21 protein-coding genes are annotated in these 20130 nt (G+C 39.4%); 6 read left to right on the top strand and 15 right to left on the bottom strand.

Annotated elements, in window-relative coordinates:
• The first annotated feature begins 106 nt into the window (after window positions 1-106).
• On the top strand, window positions 107-1462 hold the full coding sequence (gene tilS, locus A9P82_RS01410) for a tRNA lysidine(34) synthetase TilS (protein ID WP_066203372.1): 1356 nt from the start codon (window positions 107-109) through the stop codon (window positions 1460-1462).
• A gap of 116 nt (window positions 1463-1578) precedes the next feature.
• Here tilS and A9P82_RS01405 read toward each other — a convergent pair whose 3' ends face one another.
• Complete coding sequence (locus tag A9P82_RS01405) at window positions 1579-1887, bottom strand: PIN domain-containing protein (protein WP_066203371.1); 309 nt, start codon at window positions 1885-1887, stop codon at window positions 1579-1581.
• Window positions 1888-2203: 316 nt separating this feature from the next.
• Between A9P82_RS01405 and A9P82_RS01400 the strand changes: the two genes are divergently transcribed.
• The 3 genes from A9P82_RS01400 to A9P82_RS01390 all read left to right on the top strand — a co-directional run bounded on the left by A9P82_RS01400 (window position 2204) and on the right by A9P82_RS01390 (window position 5043).
• Window positions 2204-2524: a DUF3467 domain-containing protein gene (locus A9P82_RS01400; RefSeq protein ID WP_066203370.1), complete on the top strand. Its 321-nt coding sequence runs from the start codon at window positions 2204-2206 to the stop codon at window positions 2522-2524.
• Between the two features lie 165 nt (window positions 2525-2689).
• Complete coding sequence (gene pruA, locus A9P82_RS01395) at window positions 2690-4324, top strand: L-glutamate gamma-semialdehyde dehydrogenase (RefSeq protein WP_066203368.1); 1635 nt, start codon at window positions 2690-2692, stop codon at window positions 4322-4324.
• A gap of 197 nt (window positions 4325-4521) precedes the next feature.
• Window positions 4522-5043, top strand: a complete 522-nt coding sequence (locus tag A9P82_RS01390; RefSeq protein ID WP_082915160.1) for a Dps family protein — start codon at window positions 4522-4524, stop codon at window positions 5041-5043.
• Between the two features lie 52 nt (window positions 5044-5095).
• Here the strand turns inward: A9P82_RS01390 and A9P82_RS01385 are convergent, their stop codons facing one another.
• The 8 genes from A9P82_RS01385 to A9P82_RS01350 form a co-directional block, all read right to left on the bottom strand.
• On the bottom strand, window positions 5096-5659 hold the full coding sequence (locus A9P82_RS01385; RefSeq protein WP_066203365.1) for a hypothetical protein: 564 nt from the start codon (window positions 5657-5659) through the stop codon (window positions 5096-5098).
• Window positions 5660-5718: 59 nt separating this feature from the next.
• Entirely contained in the window at window positions 5719-7260 is a 1542-nt protein-coding gene (locus A9P82_RS01380; RefSeq protein WP_066203362.1) for a YifB family Mg chelatase-like AAA ATPase, read from the bottom strand.
• A gap of 31 nt (window positions 7261-7291) precedes the next feature.
• The gene (locus A9P82_RS01375) at window positions 7292-8107 is read right to left on the bottom strand and encodes a glutaminyl-peptide cyclotransferase (protein WP_066203359.1); all 816 of its coding nucleotides are present in this window, start codon (window positions 8105-8107) and stop codon (window positions 7292-7294) included.
• 113 nt (window positions 8108-8220) lie between these two features.
• Window positions 8221-9555 carry a transporter associated domain-containing protein gene (locus tag A9P82_RS01370; protein WP_082915159.1) on the bottom strand — a complete coding sequence of 445 codons (1335 nt, stop codon included), beginning with the start codon at window positions 9553-9555 and terminating at the stop codon, window positions 8221-8223.
• 152 nt (window positions 9556-9707) lie between these two features.
• Window positions 9708-10112 carry an ExbD/TolR family protein gene (locus A9P82_RS01365; RefSeq protein ID WP_066203354.1) on the bottom strand — a complete coding sequence of 135 codons (405 nt, stop codon included), beginning with the start codon at window positions 10110-10112 and terminating at the stop codon, window positions 9708-9710.
• Between the two features lie 80 nt (window positions 10113-10192).
• Window positions 10193-10882, bottom strand: coding sequence for a MotA/TolQ/ExbB proton channel family protein (locus A9P82_RS01360; protein ID WP_066203351.1), 690 nt, complete (start codon window positions 10880-10882; stop codon window positions 10193-10195).
• A 93-nt stretch (window positions 10883-10975) separates the two neighbouring features.
• A complete protein-coding gene (locus A9P82_RS01355) occupies window positions 10976-11497 on the bottom strand; it encodes a hypothetical protein (protein WP_066203349.1) in 522 nt (173 codons plus the stop codon).
• Between the two features lie 17 nt (window positions 11498-11514).
• Window positions 11515-12267, bottom strand: a complete 753-nt coding sequence (locus A9P82_RS01350) for a menaquinone biosynthetic enzyme MqnA/MqnD family protein (RefSeq protein ID WP_066203347.1) — start codon at window positions 12265-12267, stop codon at window positions 11515-11517.
• Window positions 12268-12390: 123 nt separating this feature from the next.
• Between A9P82_RS01350 and purB the strand changes: the two genes are divergently transcribed.
• Together purB and A9P82_RS01340 are read left to right on the top strand one after the other, a co-directional pair.
• Entirely contained in the window at window positions 12391-13737 is a 1347-nt protein-coding gene (purB, locus tag A9P82_RS01345) for an adenylosuccinate lyase (protein ID WP_066203344.1), read from the top strand.
• 132 nt (window positions 13738-13869) lie between these two features.
• Window positions 13870-14754, top strand: coding sequence for a mechanosensitive ion channel family protein (locus A9P82_RS01340; protein WP_066203341.1), 885 nt, complete (start codon window positions 13870-13872; stop codon window positions 14752-14754).
• Window positions 14755-15099: 345 nt separating this feature from the next.
• Here the strand turns inward: A9P82_RS01340 and A9P82_RS01335 are convergent, their stop codons facing one another.
• The 6 genes from A9P82_RS01335 to A9P82_RS01315 all read right to left on the bottom strand — a co-directional run bounded on the left by A9P82_RS01335 (window position 15100) and on the right by A9P82_RS01315 (window position 20059).
• The gene (locus A9P82_RS01335) at window positions 15100-15909 is read right to left on the bottom strand and encodes a M48 family metallopeptidase (RefSeq protein ID WP_066203338.1); all 810 of its coding nucleotides are present in this window, start codon (window positions 15907-15909) and stop codon (window positions 15100-15102) included.
• Window positions 15910-16047: 138 nt separating this feature from the next.
• Entirely contained in the window at window positions 16048-16809 is a 762-nt protein-coding gene (locus A9P82_RS01330) for a succinate dehydrogenase/fumarate reductase iron-sulfur subunit (RefSeq protein WP_066203335.1), read from the bottom strand.
• A gap of 108 nt (window positions 16810-16917) precedes the next feature.
• A complete protein-coding gene (locus A9P82_RS01325) occupies window positions 16918-18903 on the bottom strand; it encodes a fumarate reductase/succinate dehydrogenase flavoprotein subunit (protein ID WP_066203326.1) in 1986 nt (661 codons plus the stop codon).
• 3 nt (window positions 18904-18906) lie between these two features.
• On the bottom strand, window positions 18907-19128 hold the full coding sequence (locus A9P82_RS15750) for a four helix bundle protein (protein WP_255364016.1): 222 nt from the start codon (window positions 19126-19128) through the stop codon (window positions 18907-18909).
• The gene (locus A9P82_RS15745; protein ID WP_255364015.1) at window positions 19125-19325 is read right to left on the bottom strand and encodes a four helix bundle protein; all 201 of its coding nucleotides are present in this window, start codon (window positions 19323-19325) and stop codon (window positions 19125-19127) included. Before A9P82_RS15745 ends, A9P82_RS15750 begins: the two co-directional genes overlap by 4 nt.
• A 71-nt stretch (window positions 19326-19396) precedes the next feature.
• Entirely contained in the window at window positions 19397-20059 is a 663-nt protein-coding gene (locus tag A9P82_RS01315; protein WP_066203319.1) for a succinate dehydrogenase cytochrome b subunit, read from the bottom strand.
• Window positions 20060-20130 lie beyond the last annotated feature (71 nt).

The raw sequence follows: 20130 nt of genomic DNA, 5'->3' as shown, positions 1-20130 counted from the left end.
ATTGGAAAATAAACATGACTGAAGATATTCCTGCAAAAGCGCAATTATCAAATAATATTCAATAAACAATATTCCCGTAAATCATCCTAAATCCTCGTTCCTACAAATGAACCTACAAACCTTTCAAACCCGCATACAGCAAGCATTTCCGTATGTTTCAAAAAAGCATACGAAGTTCTTGTTGGCTGTAAGTGGCGGTTTGGATAGCGTTGTGTTGTTAGATTTATTTGCAAAAGCAGAATTTGCTTTTGCAATTGCACATTGCAATTTTCACTTGCGCGGCGAAGAGAGTAATCGCGATGAAGCATTTGTAACAAGTCTTGCCGAAAAATATCAAAAGCAACTTTTTACCCGGCATTTTGATACACAAAAAATTGCGCAAGTGCAAAAAACATCGATTGAAGAAACTGCACGAAACCTGCGCTACAATTGGTTTTCAGCATTGCTGAAAGACGAAAATATTTTTCCTGCAACATTGCAAAATAAATTTATTGTAACGGCACATCATGCAAATGATAGTATCGAAACGTTGTTGTTTAACTTTTTTCGCGGCACAGGAATAAGTGGTTTGCATGGCATTCCCGAACGCATCGGGAATATTATCCGTCCGTTGTTGTTTGCAAAAAGAGAAGACATAAAACTGTATGCCGAAGAAAATAGTTTGACTTGGATTGAAGATAGTTCCAATCAATCCGAAAAATATACACGCAACTTTTTCAGGTTGAATTTTTTGCCGAAAATTCAAGAATACTTTCCAAAAGTTGAAAATAATTTATTGGATAACATTCAGCGCTTCAAAGAAGCTGAAATGCTGTATTCACAGGCAGTTGAGGCGAATAAGAAAAAACTGTTGCAACAAAAAGGCAATGAATTTTTTATTCCTGTTTTGCTCTTGCAAAAGTTGCCTGCACAACAAACTTTGCTTTGGGAAATACTGAAAGATTTTTCTTTTTCACAAGCGCAGATTCCTGAAGTAATGAAGTTATTGAATGCAGATTCAGGTTCTCACATTGATTCTTCGACACACAAAACTTTTAAGAATCGTGCGCATTTAGTCATTACAACTTTGCAAACGATTTCTTCGCAACAAATTCTGATTGAAGAAGGCGATAAAAAGATTGTTTTTGCCAATGGAATAATTACGAAATCTTTCGTAGAAGGAAAGATTGAGATTGATAAAAATCCGGACATTGCTTTGCTTGATGCAAAAGAAATTACTTTCCCGCTGTTGCTGCGTAAATGGAAGCAAGGCGATTATTTTTATCCTTTAGGAATGAAGAAAAAGAAAAAATTGTCGCGCTTTTTCATCGACCAAAAATTATCTCTCTCTCAAAAAGAAAATGTGTGGATAATTGAATCGAACAAACGCATTGTATGGATTGTAGGGATGAGAATTGACGAGCGTTTCAAGGTTTTGGATGCAACAAAGAAAGCCGTGAAATTGGTAGTGAGTTATCAATGATAAAGAAAGCGATAAAAGAAGTTTTCTATCGAATAAACAGGAACACCTTTCTTCGGGAAATCAATTTGATTATTGGTTATAACGCAGTCCACGCCCGCATCTTGAGCAGAGAAATATTACATGGCATCTTCTAAACCTTCAAAATCAGATTGCACTACTTTTTCCATGATGATATAATCTTCTCTTGAAAATTTTATATTTTTATACAACAACAGAATTACTTCTTTTGCCTTCATTATGCTTCTATATTTCTTGCCTATCAGATAAAAATTAATCGCGAAACTTGTTGGCGAAGCATATAAAATGTAGTTCCCTTTCTCTAAAATAGCAATTACTAATTTAGTGATTTGATGTTTTTCCGATTGGCTATTTACAACATCAAACAAAATATTTACATCTAAAAAAATTCTTGCCGGCGTTTTCAAACTACTCTAACATTAATTGTTTAACGGTTTTATTGCCTGCTTTTATCGAGCCTGTTACAGCCTTTAAATGTTCAGGTAATTCGTGCGTTTTAAAATATTCTTCTGCATACGCATTCAATTCATCAATATTATAAGTTTTGGCTTCTTAGCTGTTGATGATTTTTCTTTAGTTGCGTGCTTCTTTTGGCTTATTTTCTTTTCCATGAGAATAAAGTTATACAATTTATTTTAAAATTATTGCCAGCGTAAGAGTAGAATGAACAATGCTTATGTAAAGCGGAATTCCCTAACTTTGCTCCACTTAAAATAAAACAGAATGTCTAACGAAAATCAGCCGTTACCGCCAAATCAGTTGAACATCGAAATCACGGAAGAAGTTGCTGAAGGCAATTATGCCAACCTCGCGATTATCACGCACAGTCATGCAGAATTCATTGTGGATTTCATCAATGTAATGCCCGGCGTTCCAAAGAGCAAAGTAAAATCACGCATTATTCTAACGCCAATGCACGCCAAACGTTTGATGCGCGCATTGTCCGAAAATATTGAACGTTACGAACAGGAAAATGGCGACATCCGCGATTTGGAAGAAGTGCAGATTCCTTTAAACTTCGGCGGACCTACCGCGCAAGCATAAGTCAATTAATAATTAAAAATTAGTAGTTAATAATTGTCGGGTGTTCAGTTACAAATCCTGATAATGAAAATGATTAATTTTTAATTGATTAACTTCTTAATAATGCCTCTTTAAACATCGTTCTTTAATTCTTAATTTTTAATTACTAATTATCAATTCATAAAAATGAGCATCGGATATTTCAATTACAAGCAACCCGCGAATGAACCGGTATTAAATTACGCGCCGGGTTCGCCGGAAAAAATTGCCTTAAAAAAAGCAATTGCAGAAGCAAAGAAAAAGCCCATCGACATTCCTTTATACATCGGCGGAAAAGCTGTAAAAACGAATAACAAAGTAGAAATTCGTCCGCCGCACGAAATAAAACATTTGCTCGGCACTTTCCACATGGGCGATGAAAAGCACGTGCAGCAGGCGATTGACACGGCTTTGAAAGCAAAAGCAAGTTGGGAAACAATGCCTTGGGAAGACAGGGCGCACATTTTTTTGAAAGCAGCAGATTTAATTTCTACAAAATACCGTGCGCAGCTGAATGCAGCAACCATGCTTTGCCAAAGCAAAAATGCTTATCAGGCTGAGATAGACAGCGCTTGCGAGTTAATTGACTTCCTGCGTTTCAATGTTCATTTCTTAAACGAGATTTACCAGCAGCAACCACCCGCAACTGCGGCAGGCATTCATAACCGTACGGAATGGCGTTCGCTCGAAGGATTTGTGTTGGCGATTACGCCGTTCAATTTCACGGCGATTTCTGCCAACTTACCGTCAAGCGCTGCAATGTGCGGCAATGTGGTTGTGTGGAAACCGGCAGATACGCAGGTTTATGCAGCACAACTTGTGATGCGCATTTTCAAAGAAGCGGGTTTGCCCGATGGCGTTATTAATTTAATTTATGTTCCCGGAGATGCTTTGGGAAATGTATGTTTTTCGCATCCCGATTTTGCGGGTATTCATTTCACGGGTTCGTCTGCGGTGTTCAATCATATATGGAAAGAGATTGGCACGAACATCAGTAAATACAAGTCTTTCCCAAGAATCGTGGGCGAAACAGGCGGAAAAGATTTTGTATTGATTCATAAATCTGCCGATGTGGATGTTGCAGTTACGGCATTGGCACGCGGCGCATTTGAATACCAGGGACAAAAATGTTCGGCGGCTTCACGTGCATACATCCCTTCGAATCTGGCAGATAAAATCAAAGAAAAATTAATCGCAGCCATCAAGACTTTTAAAGTTGGCCCGGTAGAAGATTTTACCAATTTTGTGAATGCCGTAATTGACGAAAGAAGCTTTGATAAAATTGCGCGCTACATTGATAATGCGAAGAAAGATAAGAAAGCGAAAATCCTTGTTGGCGGAACTTATGATAAGAGCGAAGGTTATTTTATTCAGCCGACAGTCATCGAAGCAAAAGACCCGAAATATGTAACTATGTGCGAAGAAATTTTCGGTCCTGTATTAACGGTTTATGTGTATGACGAAAATAAATTTGAAGAAATTCTGGAAACCGTAAATAGCACTTCGCCTTACGCTTTAACAGGCGCAATTATTTCGCAAGACCGCGAAGCGATTGCTCTTGCAACAGATAAGTTACGCCATGCAGCAGGCAATTTCTATGTAAATGACAAACCAACGGGCGCAGTTGTTGGTCAGCAACCATTCGGCGGCGCGCGCGCTTCGGGAACGAATGATAAAGCGGGTAGCGCATTGAATTTATATCGTTGGCTGAGCGCAAGAACAATTAAAGAAACTTTCGTTCCACCGACAGATTATAAATATCCTTTCCTGGCGGAAGAATAATTTTTTTATTTACAGATTTTTACTTCGCCGTAGGTGCACAAAAAGGCTTTTATCCATGCATTTGCGGCGATTTTTCTTTACAATGTTTTAACCTGCAATATGACGAAACTCATCTTTTGCTTGAAAATATTTATCTACATTTGTAGAGATAAAAGAAAACGCTTGGCTACAATATTCTTCACTTAAAAAATAATTTCATGAAAACAAATGGAACGCTCAAAGCAGCGACTACAACAAAATCCAAAGGTCTTAATATTGAAATCGGTATATCCGATAAAAACAGACAAGCAGTTGCGAACAGCCTGCAAAAGTTGCTTGCAGACGAACAAGTTTTGTATGCGAAAACGCGCAACTATCATTGGAACGTCGAGGGTTCAAACTTCATGGAAATGCACTTGTTCTACGAAAGATTATATACAGAGCTTGCAGAAACCATTGATGAAGTTGCAGAAAGAATCCGCAAAATCGGGCATTATGCGCAAGGTCGCCTGGAAGATTTTTTAAAGCAAACCAATCTGCTCGAAGGCGATTATACCAACGACCAAAATACACAGTTAAAAAACCTGTTGGACGACCACGAAACCATTATCCGTTACGTGCGCAACGAGATTGATGAGTTTGAAGACAAGTATAAAGATACAGGTTCGGCGGATTTTCTCACAGGCTTGCTAAAACAGCATGAACAGTGGGCTTGGTTCTTGAGAAGTTATTTGAAGTAAAAGAATCTTAATACAGATAAAAGCTCCGTGAAGTGAATCTTTCACGGAGTTTTTAACTAATCCAGTGATAATAAGTTGTTACGAGTTGCCATTTGTCTTTCTTTTTTCCATACAAATACAGCCCGCCGTCTCCGCAAAGCCAGCCACAATGATGCGTAATATAGACCAAACAAGAAGAATAATTGTTGAAAAAAACAGGCGCTGAAAAACTATAATATCCGTAACCATATTGCTTATAAAAATAATTCCAGCCTTTTGTATTGTCTTGGAAAATATTGCTAATGCTGCCTCTGGAAATAATCGTTGAAACATCCGGTAACAGCGTTTTTGTCCATTTTGTAATTAAAGAAAGATGCGGCAGTTTTAAGATAGAATCAATTTTCGTTTTTGTTTTGCCGGAAACATCTTCTTTGTTTACCATAACAGGTTCATCTTCCACACTAAGCTTTATAACCTGCTTTGTTGATATACTTTTCTTTTGCAAAATATATTGCCTGTAAAATTCTTTTGTTGCATTTATATAAGCCAACGAATCTTTATGCGATGGTGGATTACTTTGCGCATGACAGGAAACAATCATCAACATTGAAACAACTTGCATAAATATCTTTTTCATAAAACGGTTTTATAAAAAGATGCAACAATGAATGAAATTGCATAAATGTTGAAGTTTTTTTAACCACCCCAACCTTCCCTATCCAAACTTCTGTATTGGATGGCTTCTGCCAAAAATTCGGGACGGACTTCTTCGCTGCCTTCAAGGTCGGCAATAGTGCGGCTTACTTTCAAGATTCTATCGTAAGCGCGCGCACTTAAATTCAACCGTTCAATTGCGCGTTTCAGCAAAGCTGCACCCGCATTGCTGATGGCACAATATTCCTGCATCAGCTTGGTAGTCATTTGGGCGTTGGCGTGGATTCCTTGCAAATCTTTGTATCGCTGTGTTTGAATATTTCTCGCTTTCAACACTCTTTCACGAATCACGGCTGAAGTTTCACTTTCTGTTTTACTGCTCAATTCATTATACGAAACAGGCGTAACTTCCACGTGCAAATCAATTCTGTCAAGCAAAGGACCTGAAATCTTGTTCAGGTATTTTTGTACTGCGCCGGGCGGACAAGTACATTCTTTTTCAGGATGATTGTAATAGCCGCAGGGACAAGGATTCATCGATGCAATCAACATAAAATTCGCAGGAAATTCCAGCGTTTGTTTCGCACGGGAAACGACCACTTTTCTGTCTTCCATTGGTTGGCGCATGGTTTCCAAAGCTGTGCGTTTGAATTCCGGCAATTCATCCAAAAACAGTACGCCGTTGTGCGCCAGCGAAATTTCGCCGGGCTGCGGAATGCCGCCACCGCCAACCAACGCAACATCACTGATAGTCGCGTGCGGCGAGCGATACGGGCGACGACTGACCAATGAACTGTTTGCCGGCAACTTCCCCGAAACGCTGTGAATCTTTGTCGTTTCCAATGCTTCGTGCAAAGTAAGCGGCGGAAGAATCGTGGGCAATCTTTTTGCGAGCATCGTTTTCCCCGCGCCGGGCGGACCAATGAGAATAGCATTGTGTCCGCCTGCGGCGGCGATTTCCAATGCGCGTTTAATATTTTCCTGCCCTTTTACATCGCTGAAATCAATATCAAAATCATATTGCGCATCGTAAAAAGTTTCTCGTGTGTTTTCAACTTCGGGCGTTAAACTAATTTTCCCATTTAAGAATCCAATCACTTCGTTTATATGCGAAATGCCGAACACTTCAATATTATTAACGATAGCTGCTTCGCGCGCATTTTGCTTCGGAACAATCAATCCTTTGAAATTTTCTTTGCGGGCTTGTATCGCAATCGGCAGTGCGCCTTTAATGGGTTGAATTGTTCCGTCCAAACTCAATTCGCCCATCATAATATATTGCGAAAGCAAATCGATATTTTCAATTTGTTCACTCGCGCCCAACACGCCGATTGCAATAGGCAAATCAAATGCAGAGCCGGATTTTTTAATATCGGCCGGCGCGAGATTGACTACGATTTTCGTGCGCGGCATATAGAAATTGTTGGTCTTAATAGCACTTTCAACGCGCTGCATACTTTCTTTTACGGCGCTATCTGGCAAGCCGACAACAAAATAATGTTGTCCTTCACTCACGTTCACTTCAATCGTAATTGTAATTGCGTCCACGCCGTAAACCGCGCTGCCAAAGGTTTTGACTAACATAGGCTTCAGGGTTAAATACCAAATATAAAGATTAATGCGGAAAGTTTATCTGATAAATATTCTGCCACAATTTGCCTGTAACATAAATTTTATCATTTACAGAATCATAGGCAATTCCGTTTAAGACATTCGCATCGGGATGTTTCATTAATGCTTCATTGACAAGAGAACTTAAATCTAATTTACCAACAATCTTTCCGTCGGAAGTATCAATTTTTACAATCTCGTTTCTATACCAAATGTTGGCATAGATATATCCCTTGATAAATTCCAATTCGTTCAAACTGTCTTGTGCAACTCCGTTTCGTGTAACATTCAAGACTTTGGCAGGCTTGAAGTTTGATGGATTGAGATACGTTAAATGATTAGAACTATCATCCATAATCAAATATTTACCGTCGGTTGTAAAAGCCCAACCTTCTCTATTCGGAAGATTGAATGAATCTATTTTTTTGAATGATTTTGCATCGTAAATAAAACCGATTTGATTGGTATAAGTAAGCTGATATAGTTTGTTGCCTAAAAACACAATTCCTTCTCCGAAATATTTGGTTTTATCAATAGAAATTTTCTTATCGAATTTTCCGGTTTGCAAATCATCTGTTCCCACAACGGAATTTGTATAAGGAATTTCATCCGGTGCGCCGGAACTTTCATACAATTTTCCATCGCGAAATGTGAGACCTTCGGTAAACAAAGCAGTATCGTGCGGGAAAATATTGACAACTGAATAATTGATAAGCGGAACGTCAGAAGCATTGATTTCAGTGGATTCTGATGAATTGTTTTTGCAACTGACAACGGCTATGAGAAAAATGAAAAAGATGATTTTTGTATAAGACAACATTAATTATAATTTTATTGAGATTCGACACAAGTTCGGAATGACGTGCGAGCGTTTTCATATTTAATATTCAATTTCCATTTTCATGCAAATCATATAAATCCCACAAATCATGGTCAATCTTCCAAATCAATCATCACGCGAATTTTTTGCAAGCGGTTTTTATTGATTTCTTCTACGGAAAAATTAAAGTCGCCGCAATTAATTATCTGTCCTACTTGCGGAATTTCGCCTGCTAACTCAAGTACCAATCCCGCAAGCGAATCGCTGTCGCCTTTCACTACATCAAAAGTGTCGGACGGAATACCGATAATTCGGCAAACATCGTTAATCATTACTTTTCCGTCGAAGATATAATTGTAATCGTCGATTTTTTTATAGGTTTCGTTTTCAATATCACGTTCATCTTTTATTTCGCCGATGATTTCTTCCTGAATATCCTGTAAAGTTACAATGCCGCTTGTGCCGCCAAATTCATCCACAACTACGGCAAAACGTAAATGTTTTTCCTGAAATTCTTCCAGCAGTTCACCTGCCATTTTTTGCTCGTGCACAAAGTAAACGGTGGAAATATGTTTGTGCCAATCGTAATTGTCTTTCTCCCCTATCAGCGGAATGAAATCTTTGATATTGACCAAACCTACCATTTTATCCAAATTGTTTTCGTACACCGGTAAACGTGTATATTTCAGTTCCTGTAAGCGTTTCATCACTTGCGGAAATGTTAGGCTATAATCAATTCCCGAAACATCAAGCCGCGATTTCATTACCTGCTTTACGGTTACTTTGTTGAACTTCAGCACACCTTGCAATATTCTTTTTTCTTCTTCCGATGCATCACGGTGCGTAATACCGATTGCATTGTCCAGCTCTACGTTGTAATAAGAACTTGTATCGCGCTTAAATATGGAAGCTTCCAGTGAGTTGGACGAAAGCAGCATCCAGCCTGCAATACGCCGGAAAAAATAATATACGATTTCGGTAAGCACACCGAAGTCTTTGGCAAATCGTACGTTTTCCTGTGCAGCGTAAGCCTTTGGCAAAGTTTCGCCTATCAAAAATATCGGAACAAAAATTGCAACTACTTTCAACAGCAACATTCCCCAGAAACTTATACCCGTTATGACTAAATGGTCTATAAGATAGCTTGATGTAAAAATAATGGCGAGGTATAAAAACCAATTTGCAATCTGCAAAGCGAAAAGCAGCTCCTGCGGACGTTCCAGTAAATCGAGAATGCGTTTATACGATGGTTGTGTTTTGGTTTTAATAATGTTAATGTCTTTAATTCCGAAAGAAAAGAAAGCCATTTGTGAACCCGATACAGCAAAAGCAAACACAAATAATATTAAAAGCAAAATTCCGAGAATAGCCGCAATCTGAGAATCGGCGGCATCCAAATGAACCACCTGCGGAGTGGCAATGTTGAATATGGTGTCAAACAAATTCACGGGCTCTGTTTTAAGATTGAAATTAATAAATTAAAGCGTAAAATAATGAAAATTTTTATTCTACGAAAACAGAAGTTAGAATATAGAAGAAAGAAGTTTCCGACACGAATAGGAAAATGGAATTTAGGAGTCCCGTTTCCGGTAGTCTCTAATTACTGGACATTGGCTACCACCCTTGCTCCGGCACGCTTTGCGGACTGCATAATTTTGAAAACTTCGCCGTAATAAGAAATCGTATCGGCGTTAATCACAACAGAAGGAGTATCGGTAATATTGCTGCGCAGCTTGTTTACTTCCGTAATTAATAAAGTGTCCAACTGGTTGATATCTGTAACAGGATTTTGTCCAATGTAAATTTTCTGGTCTTTATCAATGGAAACAACAATGTTTTGTTTTGCTTTGGTGTCTTTTTGACCTTTGGGATTATTTACCTTAATCACATTCGGATTTGCCAATGTAGATACGATAAGGAAAAACAGCAACAGGATGAACAAAATATCGTTCAACGAACCTGTATAAACTTCCGGTCTGTCTTTCAGTCTTCTTCGTATGTTCATGTATCGTGAGTTGTGAAATGTGAGTCTTGAGTGATGAAATTCATTTTCAAATAATCACATCATCAAATTTTCAAGTTAAATTATTTAGTCGGTTCTTGCAAAATATCAACAAACTCTGTGGAAGCAATTTCCATTTTGTTCGCCGTTTTATCTACCTGCGTCGCGAGATAATTGTGCATAATGTATGCAATTAAACCGATAACCAAACCTGTTCCCGAAGTAATCATTTTTACATAAATACCGCCTGCAATCGTGCTCAGTTCAAACTGCCCTGTGCTGTTGATTTCGTAAAACAACTGCACCATTCCCACAATTGTTCCTAAAAAACCAAACATTGGTGCAATGCCCGCTACAAGCGACAGAATATTGAGGTTGCGCTCCATTTTATACAATTCCTGCCGCCCTACACTTTCCATGCTTTTTTCGATTACATCAATCGGCTTGCCTATTCTTTTCAAACCTTTGTTTATAATTCTCGCAATGGGTGTATCGGTATTTTTTGCCAGACTTTTTGCGGCTGTTATATTCCCTGATAAAACATTGTCGCGAATCATGTTCATAAAATTCGCCTCGGTCTTCGACGCTTTTTTAATCGCAAGCAGCCTTTCAAAAAATATGAAAACAGCCAGCAGTAACAAGATGTACAAAGGATACATTAACACACCGCCTTTGCCCAATAATCCCCAAAGCGATATTTTCTGAACAGCCTGCTGCGCCGTTTGCGCACTATGAACAACTGCCGAATCTGCTACCTGCAATAAAAAGCTCATACAAAAATGGTTTGAGGCTAAAATAGGAATAGCGTTTCTATTTTTTTGTTAATGTGAATAAATTCGGGATAAGTAACTAAGAAATCAACATTCTTATTGCTTCTCGAACAGATATCTGTACCTTTTTAAAAACAAAAAACTCAACAGCAAATGCAACAACAGCAAAAGTGCATAAACAAGAAAGGCAATGGTAATGCCGCGCGAAAAATTGTACAGCATATCAACTGAAAATACAGGCAAGGACGACTGATGAAGTATCGACTGCACTTGGCTTATCTCGCTTTGAAGCGCTTGTTTCAGGGAGTCTTTATCAAAGCTGAGCATTTCTATTCCCTGCTGCACGGTTTCCATAATGTAGCCGATAACAAAGAATGCACTTACTCTAATCCACAGCTGGACAGACATTTTAGCTTTTGCATTTCTGCAAATATTCCTTTTGAAAAACCGCTGCGAAATAATTGTATATACGACCACACCCACTACAAATATGGCAGACATAAATGCGGGCGGATACAACAACGCTGTGAGTAATAGTCCAACGCCGGACAATCCAACCAAAACCGTAAACGGCATCAATACCCAACTGATAATTTTATAGACTTTTTCTTCTTCCATCGTTTTTCAAATAGCAATTATAATTCGCTCATGTATTTTAAAAATAAGTCCATTGCTTTCAACTTATTTTCATCAATTATATAATCTATGTTTTGTGTAAAGTAAGTATGCAAATCGTAGATGCTGTAAGGGTTTTCGGCAATCACGGCATCAATATTTTCCAAACCCACTTTGTTTGCGGCATTAAATTTTTCAACAAAATCTTTTGGCAGTTCTTTATTGGAAATCCATGCTGCCATTAAAAACGGCAGCTCGGTAAAATACGTCCATTCTTCCGCCAAATCGTAAATAAATTTCTTTGGTTGTGCCACAGATTTTTGTTCAAACACCCTGTCGCCGATGATAACGCCGGCAGTTGTTCCGCCAATTTCGTTGATATAATTTTCGGATGCCTGCTCGTACACCACTTCTTTTTTCCAATAATTTTTCAGCAATACTTTGCAAAGATTTACGGAAGAAAAACTTTGGTAATCCAATAACACTTTATCAATTTGTTCCACAGGAACATCGCTGAACAAACAAACCGTTTCCACAGGTCCTACTGAACCAATTCCGTAATCGGAAATAATGTGCCATTCTTTTAACTGAGAAATATACGCCACAGGAATCAAACCCACATCCACTTCATCGTCCACCAGCATTTTACCAATTTTTGAAGGAAAATCTTCGAGCAATTCCATTTGCTGCATCAGCGCAGCATCTTTCTTAATTCCGTATAATAATGGTTTGGTATTCAAATAACTAACCGCCGCAACTTTTATCTTCTTCAATTTTAATTACTTTTGCGTGCAAAGATATATGATACAATGTTATCAGTTGTCGGTTATCGGTTGTTTAACAAATAACGGAAAACCAATAACTCATAACAGATAACAAATAACAGATAACAAATAATGGAGCTTTCCCCACTTACCGCCATCTCTCCTATCGACGGTCGCTATCGTAGTCAGGTCGCACATTTGAGCGAATATTTTTCTGAATTTGCATTGATAAAATACCGCGTATATGTAGAGGTAGAATATTTTATTTTTCTTGCCGATAAGAAGTTTTTCACGCTGAATGCTTCTGCAAAAAACAAGCTAAGAAACATTGCCGCTGAATTTAGTCTGGACAATGCAAACCGCATTAAAGAAATCGAGCGCACTACAAACCACGATGTAAAAGCCGTTGAATATTTTTTGAAAGAAGAATTGGATAAACTAAATCTTTCGTCGGTAAAAGAATGGATTCATTTCGGATTGACTTCGCAGGATATTAACAATACATCGATTCCTTTGAGTTGGAAACATTGCATGGAACACGAATATTTGCCCGCGCTGATTAATCTGCAAAACGATTTATATGCTTTGGCAACACAATGGAAAAATATTCCCATGCTCGCCAAAACACACGGGCAGCCTGCATCTCCAACAATTTTGGGAAAAGAATTGATGGTATTTGTAGAAAGGCTGAACAACCAGATTTCATTGTTTTCATTCATTCCTTATGCGGCAAAATTTGGTGGTGCAACAGGAAATTTTAATGCACACAACATTGCATTCCCCAAAAAAGATTGGGTAAAACTCGGCAACGAATTCGTGGAAGAAAGATTGGAATTGCAGCGAATGCAGTTCACTACGCAAATTGAACATTACGATAATCTTGCCGCGCATTTCGATACAATTAAACGACTGAACAATATTTTAATTGACCTGTGCCGCGATATTTGGACGTATGTGTCGATGGAATATTTCAAGCAAAAAACAAAGGCAGGCGAAGTAGGTTCTTCGGCAATGCCGCACAAAGTAAATCCGATTGATTTTGAAAATGCGGAAGGTAATCTCGGCATCGCAAATGCAGCGCTGGAGCATCTTTCAGCGAAATTGCCCATTAGCCGTTTACAAAGAGACTTAACAGATTCAACCGTTTTGCGCACGCTCGGCGTGCCTGTTGCACATACCATTATTGCCATTAATTCCATCCAGAAGGGCTTAGGAAAATTGTTGCTGAACGAAACCAAACTGAATGAAGATTTGGAACATAACTGGGCTGTGGTCGCAGAAGCTATTCAAACTATTTTGCGCAGGGAAAATTATCCGAATCCTTATGAAGCGTTGAAAGATTTAACACGCGGCAAAGCATCCATCACGAAAAAAGATATGCACGGTTTTATCGGCAAACTAAAAGTTTCGGCAGAAATTAAAAAAGAGCTGAAAGCTATTACACCGCAGAATTATACGGGCGTTAGCGCAAAATTTTAAAATATCATAAGGCTGCGAAATGCAGCCTTTTTGTTATAATTTTTGACATTAAAAATAACGTTAAGTATGTCCGAGTGCGTTTGACGGCTATTTCATAAACTGTACCTTTGTCCGCAATCTATATTTTTAGTTATGTACATATTTTCATCTATTTCGCAAGTTTTAAATCCCAAAGACATTAATCCCACAAATATAGAAAGTTACTGGAGTAAATTCTCGTCGGCAGTTTCGGTATGGCTGCCCAAAATTGCAGGCGCGCTTATTTCCAGCATCATCATTTATTTCGTTGGCTCATGGTTGATAAAAGGTATTATGAAAGTGCTGCAAAAAGCTTTTGAAAAAAGCAATGTAGAAGTATCGCTGCGCAAATTTTTGACCAATCTTATCCGTTGGACGCTCAACATTCTTTTGTTCGTTATTGTAATTACGCAACTCGGAATACAAACGTCGGCGTTTGTGGCAGCCATCGGTGCGGCAGGTTTAGCCATAGGTTTATCTTTACAAGGTTCTCTTTCCAATTTTGCCGGTGGTGTTTTAATTCTCACGTTAAAGCCTTTTCGCGTGGGCGATTACATCGAGAGTAAAAGCGGCGAAGCGGGAACAGTTAAGGAAATTGATATTTTCAACACTAAATTAATCACGCCGCAAAACCAGCTTGTAGTAGTTCCCAACGGCGGACTTTCCAACAGCAGCATTATTAATTATTCTGTGCTTGGCACGCGTCGCACATGGATTGATATTGGCGTCGCCTACGATGCCAATCTGCGAACTGCTAAAGAGCTTTTGCTGGAAACTGTTTCGAAAAATGAATATGCGTTCAAAGAACCCGCACCGGAAATAGTCGTAACAACACTCGGCGACAGCGCCGTAAACCTTTCCATAAGGGTAAGCACTACCACAGAAAACTTCTGGAAAATGCGCGAGCAATTGATTATATCATGTAAAGAAGCACTTGACAACGCAGGCATTTCTATTCCGTTTCCACAACAGGATGTGCATATTATATCCAAAGCATAAAGATTTTTATTGGTTTAAATTCTTTATAAAAAATTGAGCCTGTTGCAAAAATGCTTCAGGCTTTTTTGTTGGAGTTCCTTTTTCTTCTTTATAAATCAAGGTATTATTCCGGAAATAATATTTTCCGCTTGCAATGATTTTATTCTCGTTTTCTTTTCTATTATGTCTTTCTATATAATTTTTTTCTCATTGGATGCCGCCATCAGCAATCAAACTTTCAAAGATTGATGTTGTATCAATAATCTTTACGATAGAATCAATTTTTTTAATTGAGAAATAATTTTCTTGACCTCGAACTAATATTGAACTCTATAAAAAGATAATAATAAAAAAATATTTCATATTCTATTTATTCCCCTGATAATATTTTAACGCCTCCGGCATCAATTGCTGAATGGCTGCAATACGCTGTGCGTCACTCGGATGGTCGCTCAGCATGGCGGGCGGTTTCTGTCCGTTTGCTCCCAGAGCAGCCATTCTTTGCCAAAAGGGAACAGCCACGCGCGGGTCGTAACCAGCCATTGCCGCGAAGATTAATCCGTAATGGTCGGCTTCTAATTCCTGCTTTCTCGAATTGGGCAACAACACACCCACCTGCGCGCTCGGCGCATATACCGAATTAAAAATAGATACCGCCTTCGGATTTGTACCTAAAGCCGCACCGCCAACTGATTGTAATCCTTGCGCCAATAATTCCTGACTGTATCTTTCTTTTCCGTGTCCTGCAACTGCGTGCGTAATCTCATGCCCCAGTACAATTGCCAATGACGCTTCATCTTTTGTTACAGGAAGTAATCCTGTATAAACAACCACTTTTCCGCCGGGCATACACCAGGCATTTACTTCTTTGCTTTGCACTAAATTAAATTCCCACTTATATCCATTCAGCGCGTTGCTCTGCCCTTTGGAAGCATAATATTTTGTAATAGCGACAGCAATGCGTTGCCCAACTCTTTTAACCATTGTCGCATCGGCAGTAGTTGCAGGAACAACTTTATTCTCATTCAAGAAATCTTTGTATTGCGTAAGTGCCATAGATTCCATTTCGCCGTCGGAGACAAGGCTTAATTGTTTGCGTCCCGTAATGGCGTTGGTAGCGCAACTCATGATTGTTATTGAAGAAATAACTGCAAGGGAAAAATATTTCAGTTTCATAGGTAAGACCGTTTTATTCTTTACAAATGTAACAAACTATCCGGTGGCAAAAACTATACCTTTTTAGAAATTGTATTTTTTGAAAAAAATAAAAAGGTCGCACAATGAATGCGACCTTTTCTCTCTTATGTAAATTTTTTATTCCGCCGTCAAACTTGCCCACAAATATTCTTTGTTAAGCCTTGCAATATTGGTAATGGAAATTCCTTTCGGGCAGGTTGCTTCACACGCTCCTGTGGACGTACAAGCACCAAAGCCTTCTTTTTCCATTTGAGCAACCATATCAAGTACGCGCGTTTTGCGTTCGGGCGCGCCCTGCGGCAACAAAGACAACTGCGAAACTTTTGCGCTCGTGAATAATAAAGCAGAACTGTTTTTACAAGCTGCAACGCACGCACCACAACCAATGCAAGCCGCAGCAGCAAACGCTTCATCAGCGGCTTTTTTCTCAATCGGCAAATTGTTGGCATCCTGCGCGTTACCTGTATTCACGGAAACATATCCGCCAGCCTGAATAATTCTGTCGAACGAAGTTCTGTCCACCACCAAATCTTTAACCACCGGAAAAGCCTTTGCACGCCAAGGTTCTACAACAATCGTATCGCCGTCTTTGAACGCTCTCATGTGCAACTGGCAAGTTGTGTTCTGCGCCCAGGGACCGTGCGGCTTTCCATCGATAACCATTGAACACATTCCGCAAATACCTTCGCGGCAGTCGTGGTCAAATGCAATCGGTTCTTGTCCTTCCGAAATTAATCTTTCATTCAGTACGTCAAACATTTCAAGGAAAGACATTTCGGAAGAAATGTTTTCGACCTTGTATGTCTGGAAATCGCCCTGTGTATTTGCATTCTTCTGACGCCAAACTTTTAATGTCAGATTCATTGTATAGTGTTGCATAACTGTAATTTCTTAATTTGAAAATTTGAAGATTTGAAAATGCAGAACCAATGAACTTGGATAACTTGAAAAATCATTTTCAAATTAACACATTCTCAAATTTTCAAATTACTTATAATTCCTCTGTGTCGGTTTAATCACTTCGTAATTTAGTTCTTCTTTGTGCAATTCCCATTCGATATTATTACCGTTGTGCCCTTTATATTCCCATGCGGACACATACATAAATTCATCGTCGTGGCGCAGGGCTTCGCCGTCGGGCGTTTGCGATTCTTCGCGGAAATGTCCGCCGCAACTTTCTGCACGGTTCAAAGCATCCAAACACATTAATTCGCCCAATTCAATAAAGTCTGCAACGCGACCGGCTTTATCCAATTCCGTGTTAAATTCATTGATGCTTCCCGGAATTTTTACGTTGCTCCAAAACTCTTTTTTCAACGCGCGTATTTCTTCAATCGCTTCTTTCAAACCTTGTTCGTTGCGCGCCATGCCACATTTTTCCCACATGATTTTTCCGAGGCGTTTGTGTAGGCTTTCCACCGTTTCGCTGCCCTGAATGCTCATCAGTTTCTCCAATCTTTCCGCAACATTTTGCTCGGCTTGAGCAAATGCTTCGTGCGTTGTGGGAATAGCTGCGCTATAAATTTCATCTGCCAAATAATTCCCTAAAGTATAAGGAATCACAAAGTATCCGTCTGCCAAACCTTGCATTAAAGCGCTCGCACCGAGGCGGTTTGCGCCATGGTCGCTGAAATTGGCTTCGCCCAAGCAATACAAGCCTTTCACGGAAGTCATCAGCTCATAATCTACCCAAAGCCCGCCCATTGTGTAATGCACCGCAGGATAAATACGCATCGGCACTTCGTAAGGATTTTCGCCCGTAATCTTAGCGTACATATCAAAAAGATTACCGTATTTTTCTTTTACCACTTCCAACCCGTGATGACGGATTTCTTCCGCCGAAGGATTTTCGATACCGTGTTTGTTGCACTCCGTTTTTCCGTAACGAGTAATGGCTTCCGCAAAATCCAGATACACCGCTTGCTTCGATGTTCCTACGCCATAACCAGCATCGCATCGCTCTTTCGCAGCGCGTGAAGCCACGTCGCGCGGCACAAGATTGCCGAATGCAGGATAACGTCTTTCCAAATAATAATCTCTTTCATCTTCTGGAATATCGCTTGGTTTCCGCGTATCATTTTTTTGTTTCGGCACCCAGATTCTTCCATCATTTCTCAAGCTCTCACTCATCAAAGTCAGCTTACTTTGATGGTCGCCGGAAACAGGAATACAAGTCGGATGAATTTGTGTATAACAAGGATTGCCAAAGTATGCGCCTTGCTTGTGCGCTTTCCAAGCAGCGGTTACATTGCTGCCCATCGCGTTGGTGGAAAGATAAAAAACGTTGCCGTAACCACCGCTGCAAATCAACACGGCATGACCGAAATGTCTTTCCAATTTTCCCGAAATCAAATCACGTGCAATGATGCCGCGCGCTTTGCCGTCTATCTTTACTACGTCCAACATTTCATGTCGGTCGTAAACTTTTACGGTGCCTAAAGCCACTTGCCTTTCCAATGCGCTGTATGCACCTAACAAAAGTTGCTGTCCTGTTTGTCCCGCAGCATAAAAAGTGCGTTGCACCTGCACACCGCCGAAAGAACGGTTGCTTAAAAGTCCACCATATTCGCGTGCAAAAGGCACGCCCTGCGCCACGCATTGGTCAATAATATTGGCACTTACTTCTGCGAGACGATAAACATTCGCTTCACGCGAACGGTAGTCGCCGCCTTTGATAGTATCATAAAAAAGACGAAAAGTAGAGTCGCCGTCGTTCTGATAATTCTTCGCCGCATTGATGCCGCCTTGTGCCGCAATCGAGTGCGCACGGCGCGGACTATCCTGAAAACAAAATGCTTTTACTTTATAACCCAATTCGCCCAGAGCCGCAGCAGCGCTTGCTCCCGCGAGTCCTGTGCCAACAACAATTACTTCAAGTTTGCGCTTGTTAGCAGGATTTACGAGCTTGCAATGACCTTTGTATTCGGTCCATTTATCTTCTAACTTTCCTGCGGGTATTTTTGAATCTAACATATATCAATGAATCAATTTGAAGATTTGAAGATTTGAAAATGCAAAGCCAAGAAACCAGAGAAAATTTTTAATTCCCGTTTTTGATGAAGCAATACTTTTAGAAAGTATTCTTGTGATTTCTTCTAAATCATTTCTAAGTTGCTTATCAAATTTGTACGACTCACTCCTTTCACACAAAATCAACCAATACAATGTTTCGCTTGCTTCTTTTGCCGCAATCTTCATCTTATGAATGAAGTCATTTTTACTTTCTGCATTTTGCGCTTCAAAACATTGGCGCCGATTGAAGTTGCGGAACGCAAAAGCTGTTTTGCAATTACATATTTTCTGTCTTGTTCAAGAACTTCGCAATATTTGATGATTGAAAGAGAAAAATTAATAGTCTTCTCAACAATCACATTTTCTTTATCGTTTCTCATCATTCAAAAATTTAAAAGTGAAAAAATGAAATCAATTTTCAAATTAACACATTTTCAAATTTTCAAATTATTTTTTATATCCAGCCGAGATAAAAACTTACCGGTATCAAAGCAAATAACAACGGAACAATTATAGAAAACCCTGTCCCGATGCACTTCAACAAAGCGAGCCATTTTTTATTGTAAACACCGATTGAACGAAACGCGCTTTGAAAGCCGTGCAGCAAATGATACGCCAAAGCAATACATCCGATAATATACGCTATAACAACTACGAGATTACTAAAAGTATCTTGCATTTTTTCGTACAGGTTAATTTCGCCGTCCAATAAAAAATGCTGATGAATACGATTGGGAAACCAAAAATCCGACAAGTGTAAAATCAGGAACAACAAGATAATTGTCCCCAGCAAACCCATACTGCGGCTGTACCATTTGCTGCCGCGATTGCCGTAATTTACCCGGTAACCAACACCGCGTTTTGCACGATTGCTCATTTCCAACATCAACCCTTGAACAATATGTGTTAAAAGAAAAACGAACAATCCGATTTCCAACACGCGCGGCACCCAAAATCCACCCATAAAATGCGCAGCGGAATTGAACATATCTTCCCCGCCAAAAACGCATAAATTCAAACCAACGTGTACAATTAAAAAAAGAATTAAGAAAATTCCGGTAAGACCCATCGTAATTTTTCTGCCGACAGGCGAGATAAAGACTTGCTTGAAACTCATATCACGTTATTAGTTACTCGTAAAGTAATTGACGCCACAAAGGTACGGTACGAACGTCAGTTTTGTAGCAA

The organism is Arachidicoccus sp. BS20 (assembly GCF_001659705.1).
Lineage (GTDB): Bacteria > Bacteroidota > Bacteroidia > Chitinophagales > Chitinophagaceae > Arachidicoccus.
Note: the sequence above shows the minus strand (reverse complement) of the source record. Positions and strands in the feature narration are given on the sequence as shown.

Coding starts and splice junctions, on each gene's coding strand:
- A9P82_RS01360 (WP_066203351.1), bottom strand. CDS start 10,882: ATGAGCTTTTTATTGCAGGTAGCAGATTCGGCAGTTGTTCATAGTGCG.
- purB (WP_066203344.1), top strand. CDS start 12,391: ATGGAGCTTTCCCCACTTACCGCCATCTCTCCTATCGACGGTCGCTAT.
- A9P82_RS15750 (WP_255364016.1), bottom strand. CDS start 19,128: ATGAAGATTGCGGCAAAAGAAGCAAGCGAAACATTGTATTGGTTGATT.
- A9P82_RS01385 (WP_066203365.1), bottom strand. CDS start 5,659: ATGAAAAAGATATTTATGCAAGTTGTTTCAATGTTGATGATTGTTTCC.
- A9P82_RS01390 (WP_082915160.1), top strand. CDS start 4,522: ATGAAAACAAATGGAACGCTCAAAGCAGCGACTACAACAAAATCCAAA.
- A9P82_RS01315 (WP_066203319.1), bottom strand. CDS start 20,059: ATGAGTTTCAAGCAAGTCTTTATCTCGCCTGTCGGCAGAAAAATTACG.
- A9P82_RS01330 (WP_066203335.1), bottom strand. CDS start 16,809: ATGCAACACTATACAATGAATCTGACATTAAAAGTTTGGCGTCAGAAG.
- A9P82_RS01340 (WP_066203341.1), top strand. CDS start 13,870: ATGTACATATTTTCATCTATTTCGCAAGTTTTAAATCCCAAAGACATT.
- pruA (WP_066203368.1), top strand. CDS start 2,690: ATGAGCATCGGATATTTCAATTACAAGCAACCCGCGAATGAACCGGTA.
- A9P82_RS01325 (WP_066203326.1), bottom strand. CDS start 18,903: ATGTTAGATTCAAAAATACCCGCAGGAAAGTTAGAAGATAAATGGACC.
- A9P82_RS01400 (WP_066203370.1), top strand. CDS start 2,204: ATGTCTAACGAAAATCAGCCGTTACCGCCAAATCAGTTGAACATCGAA.
- A9P82_RS01355 (WP_066203349.1), bottom strand. CDS start 11,497: ATGGAAGAAGAAAAAGTCTATAAAATTATCAGTTGGGTATTGATGCCG.
- A9P82_RS15745 (WP_255364015.1), bottom strand. CDS start 19,325: ATGATGAGAAACGATAAAGAAAATGTGATTGTTGAGAAGACTATTAAT.
- A9P82_RS01365 (WP_066203354.1), bottom strand. CDS start 10,112: ATGAACATACGAAGAAGACTGAAAGACAGACCGGAAGTTTATACAGGT.
- A9P82_RS01380 (WP_066203362.1), bottom strand. CDS start 7,260: ATGTTAGTCAAAACCTTTGGCAGCGCGGTTTACGGCGTGGACGCAATT.
- A9P82_RS01375 (WP_066203359.1), bottom strand. CDS start 8,107: ATGTTGTCTTATACAAAAATCATCTTTTTCATTTTTCTCATAGCCGTT.
- tilS (WP_066203372.1), top strand. CDS start 107: ATGAACCTACAAACCTTTCAAACCCGCATACAGCAAGCATTTCCGTAT.
- A9P82_RS01335 (WP_066203338.1), bottom strand. CDS start 15,909: ATGAAACTGAAATATTTTTCCCTTGCAGTTATTTCTTCAATAACAATC.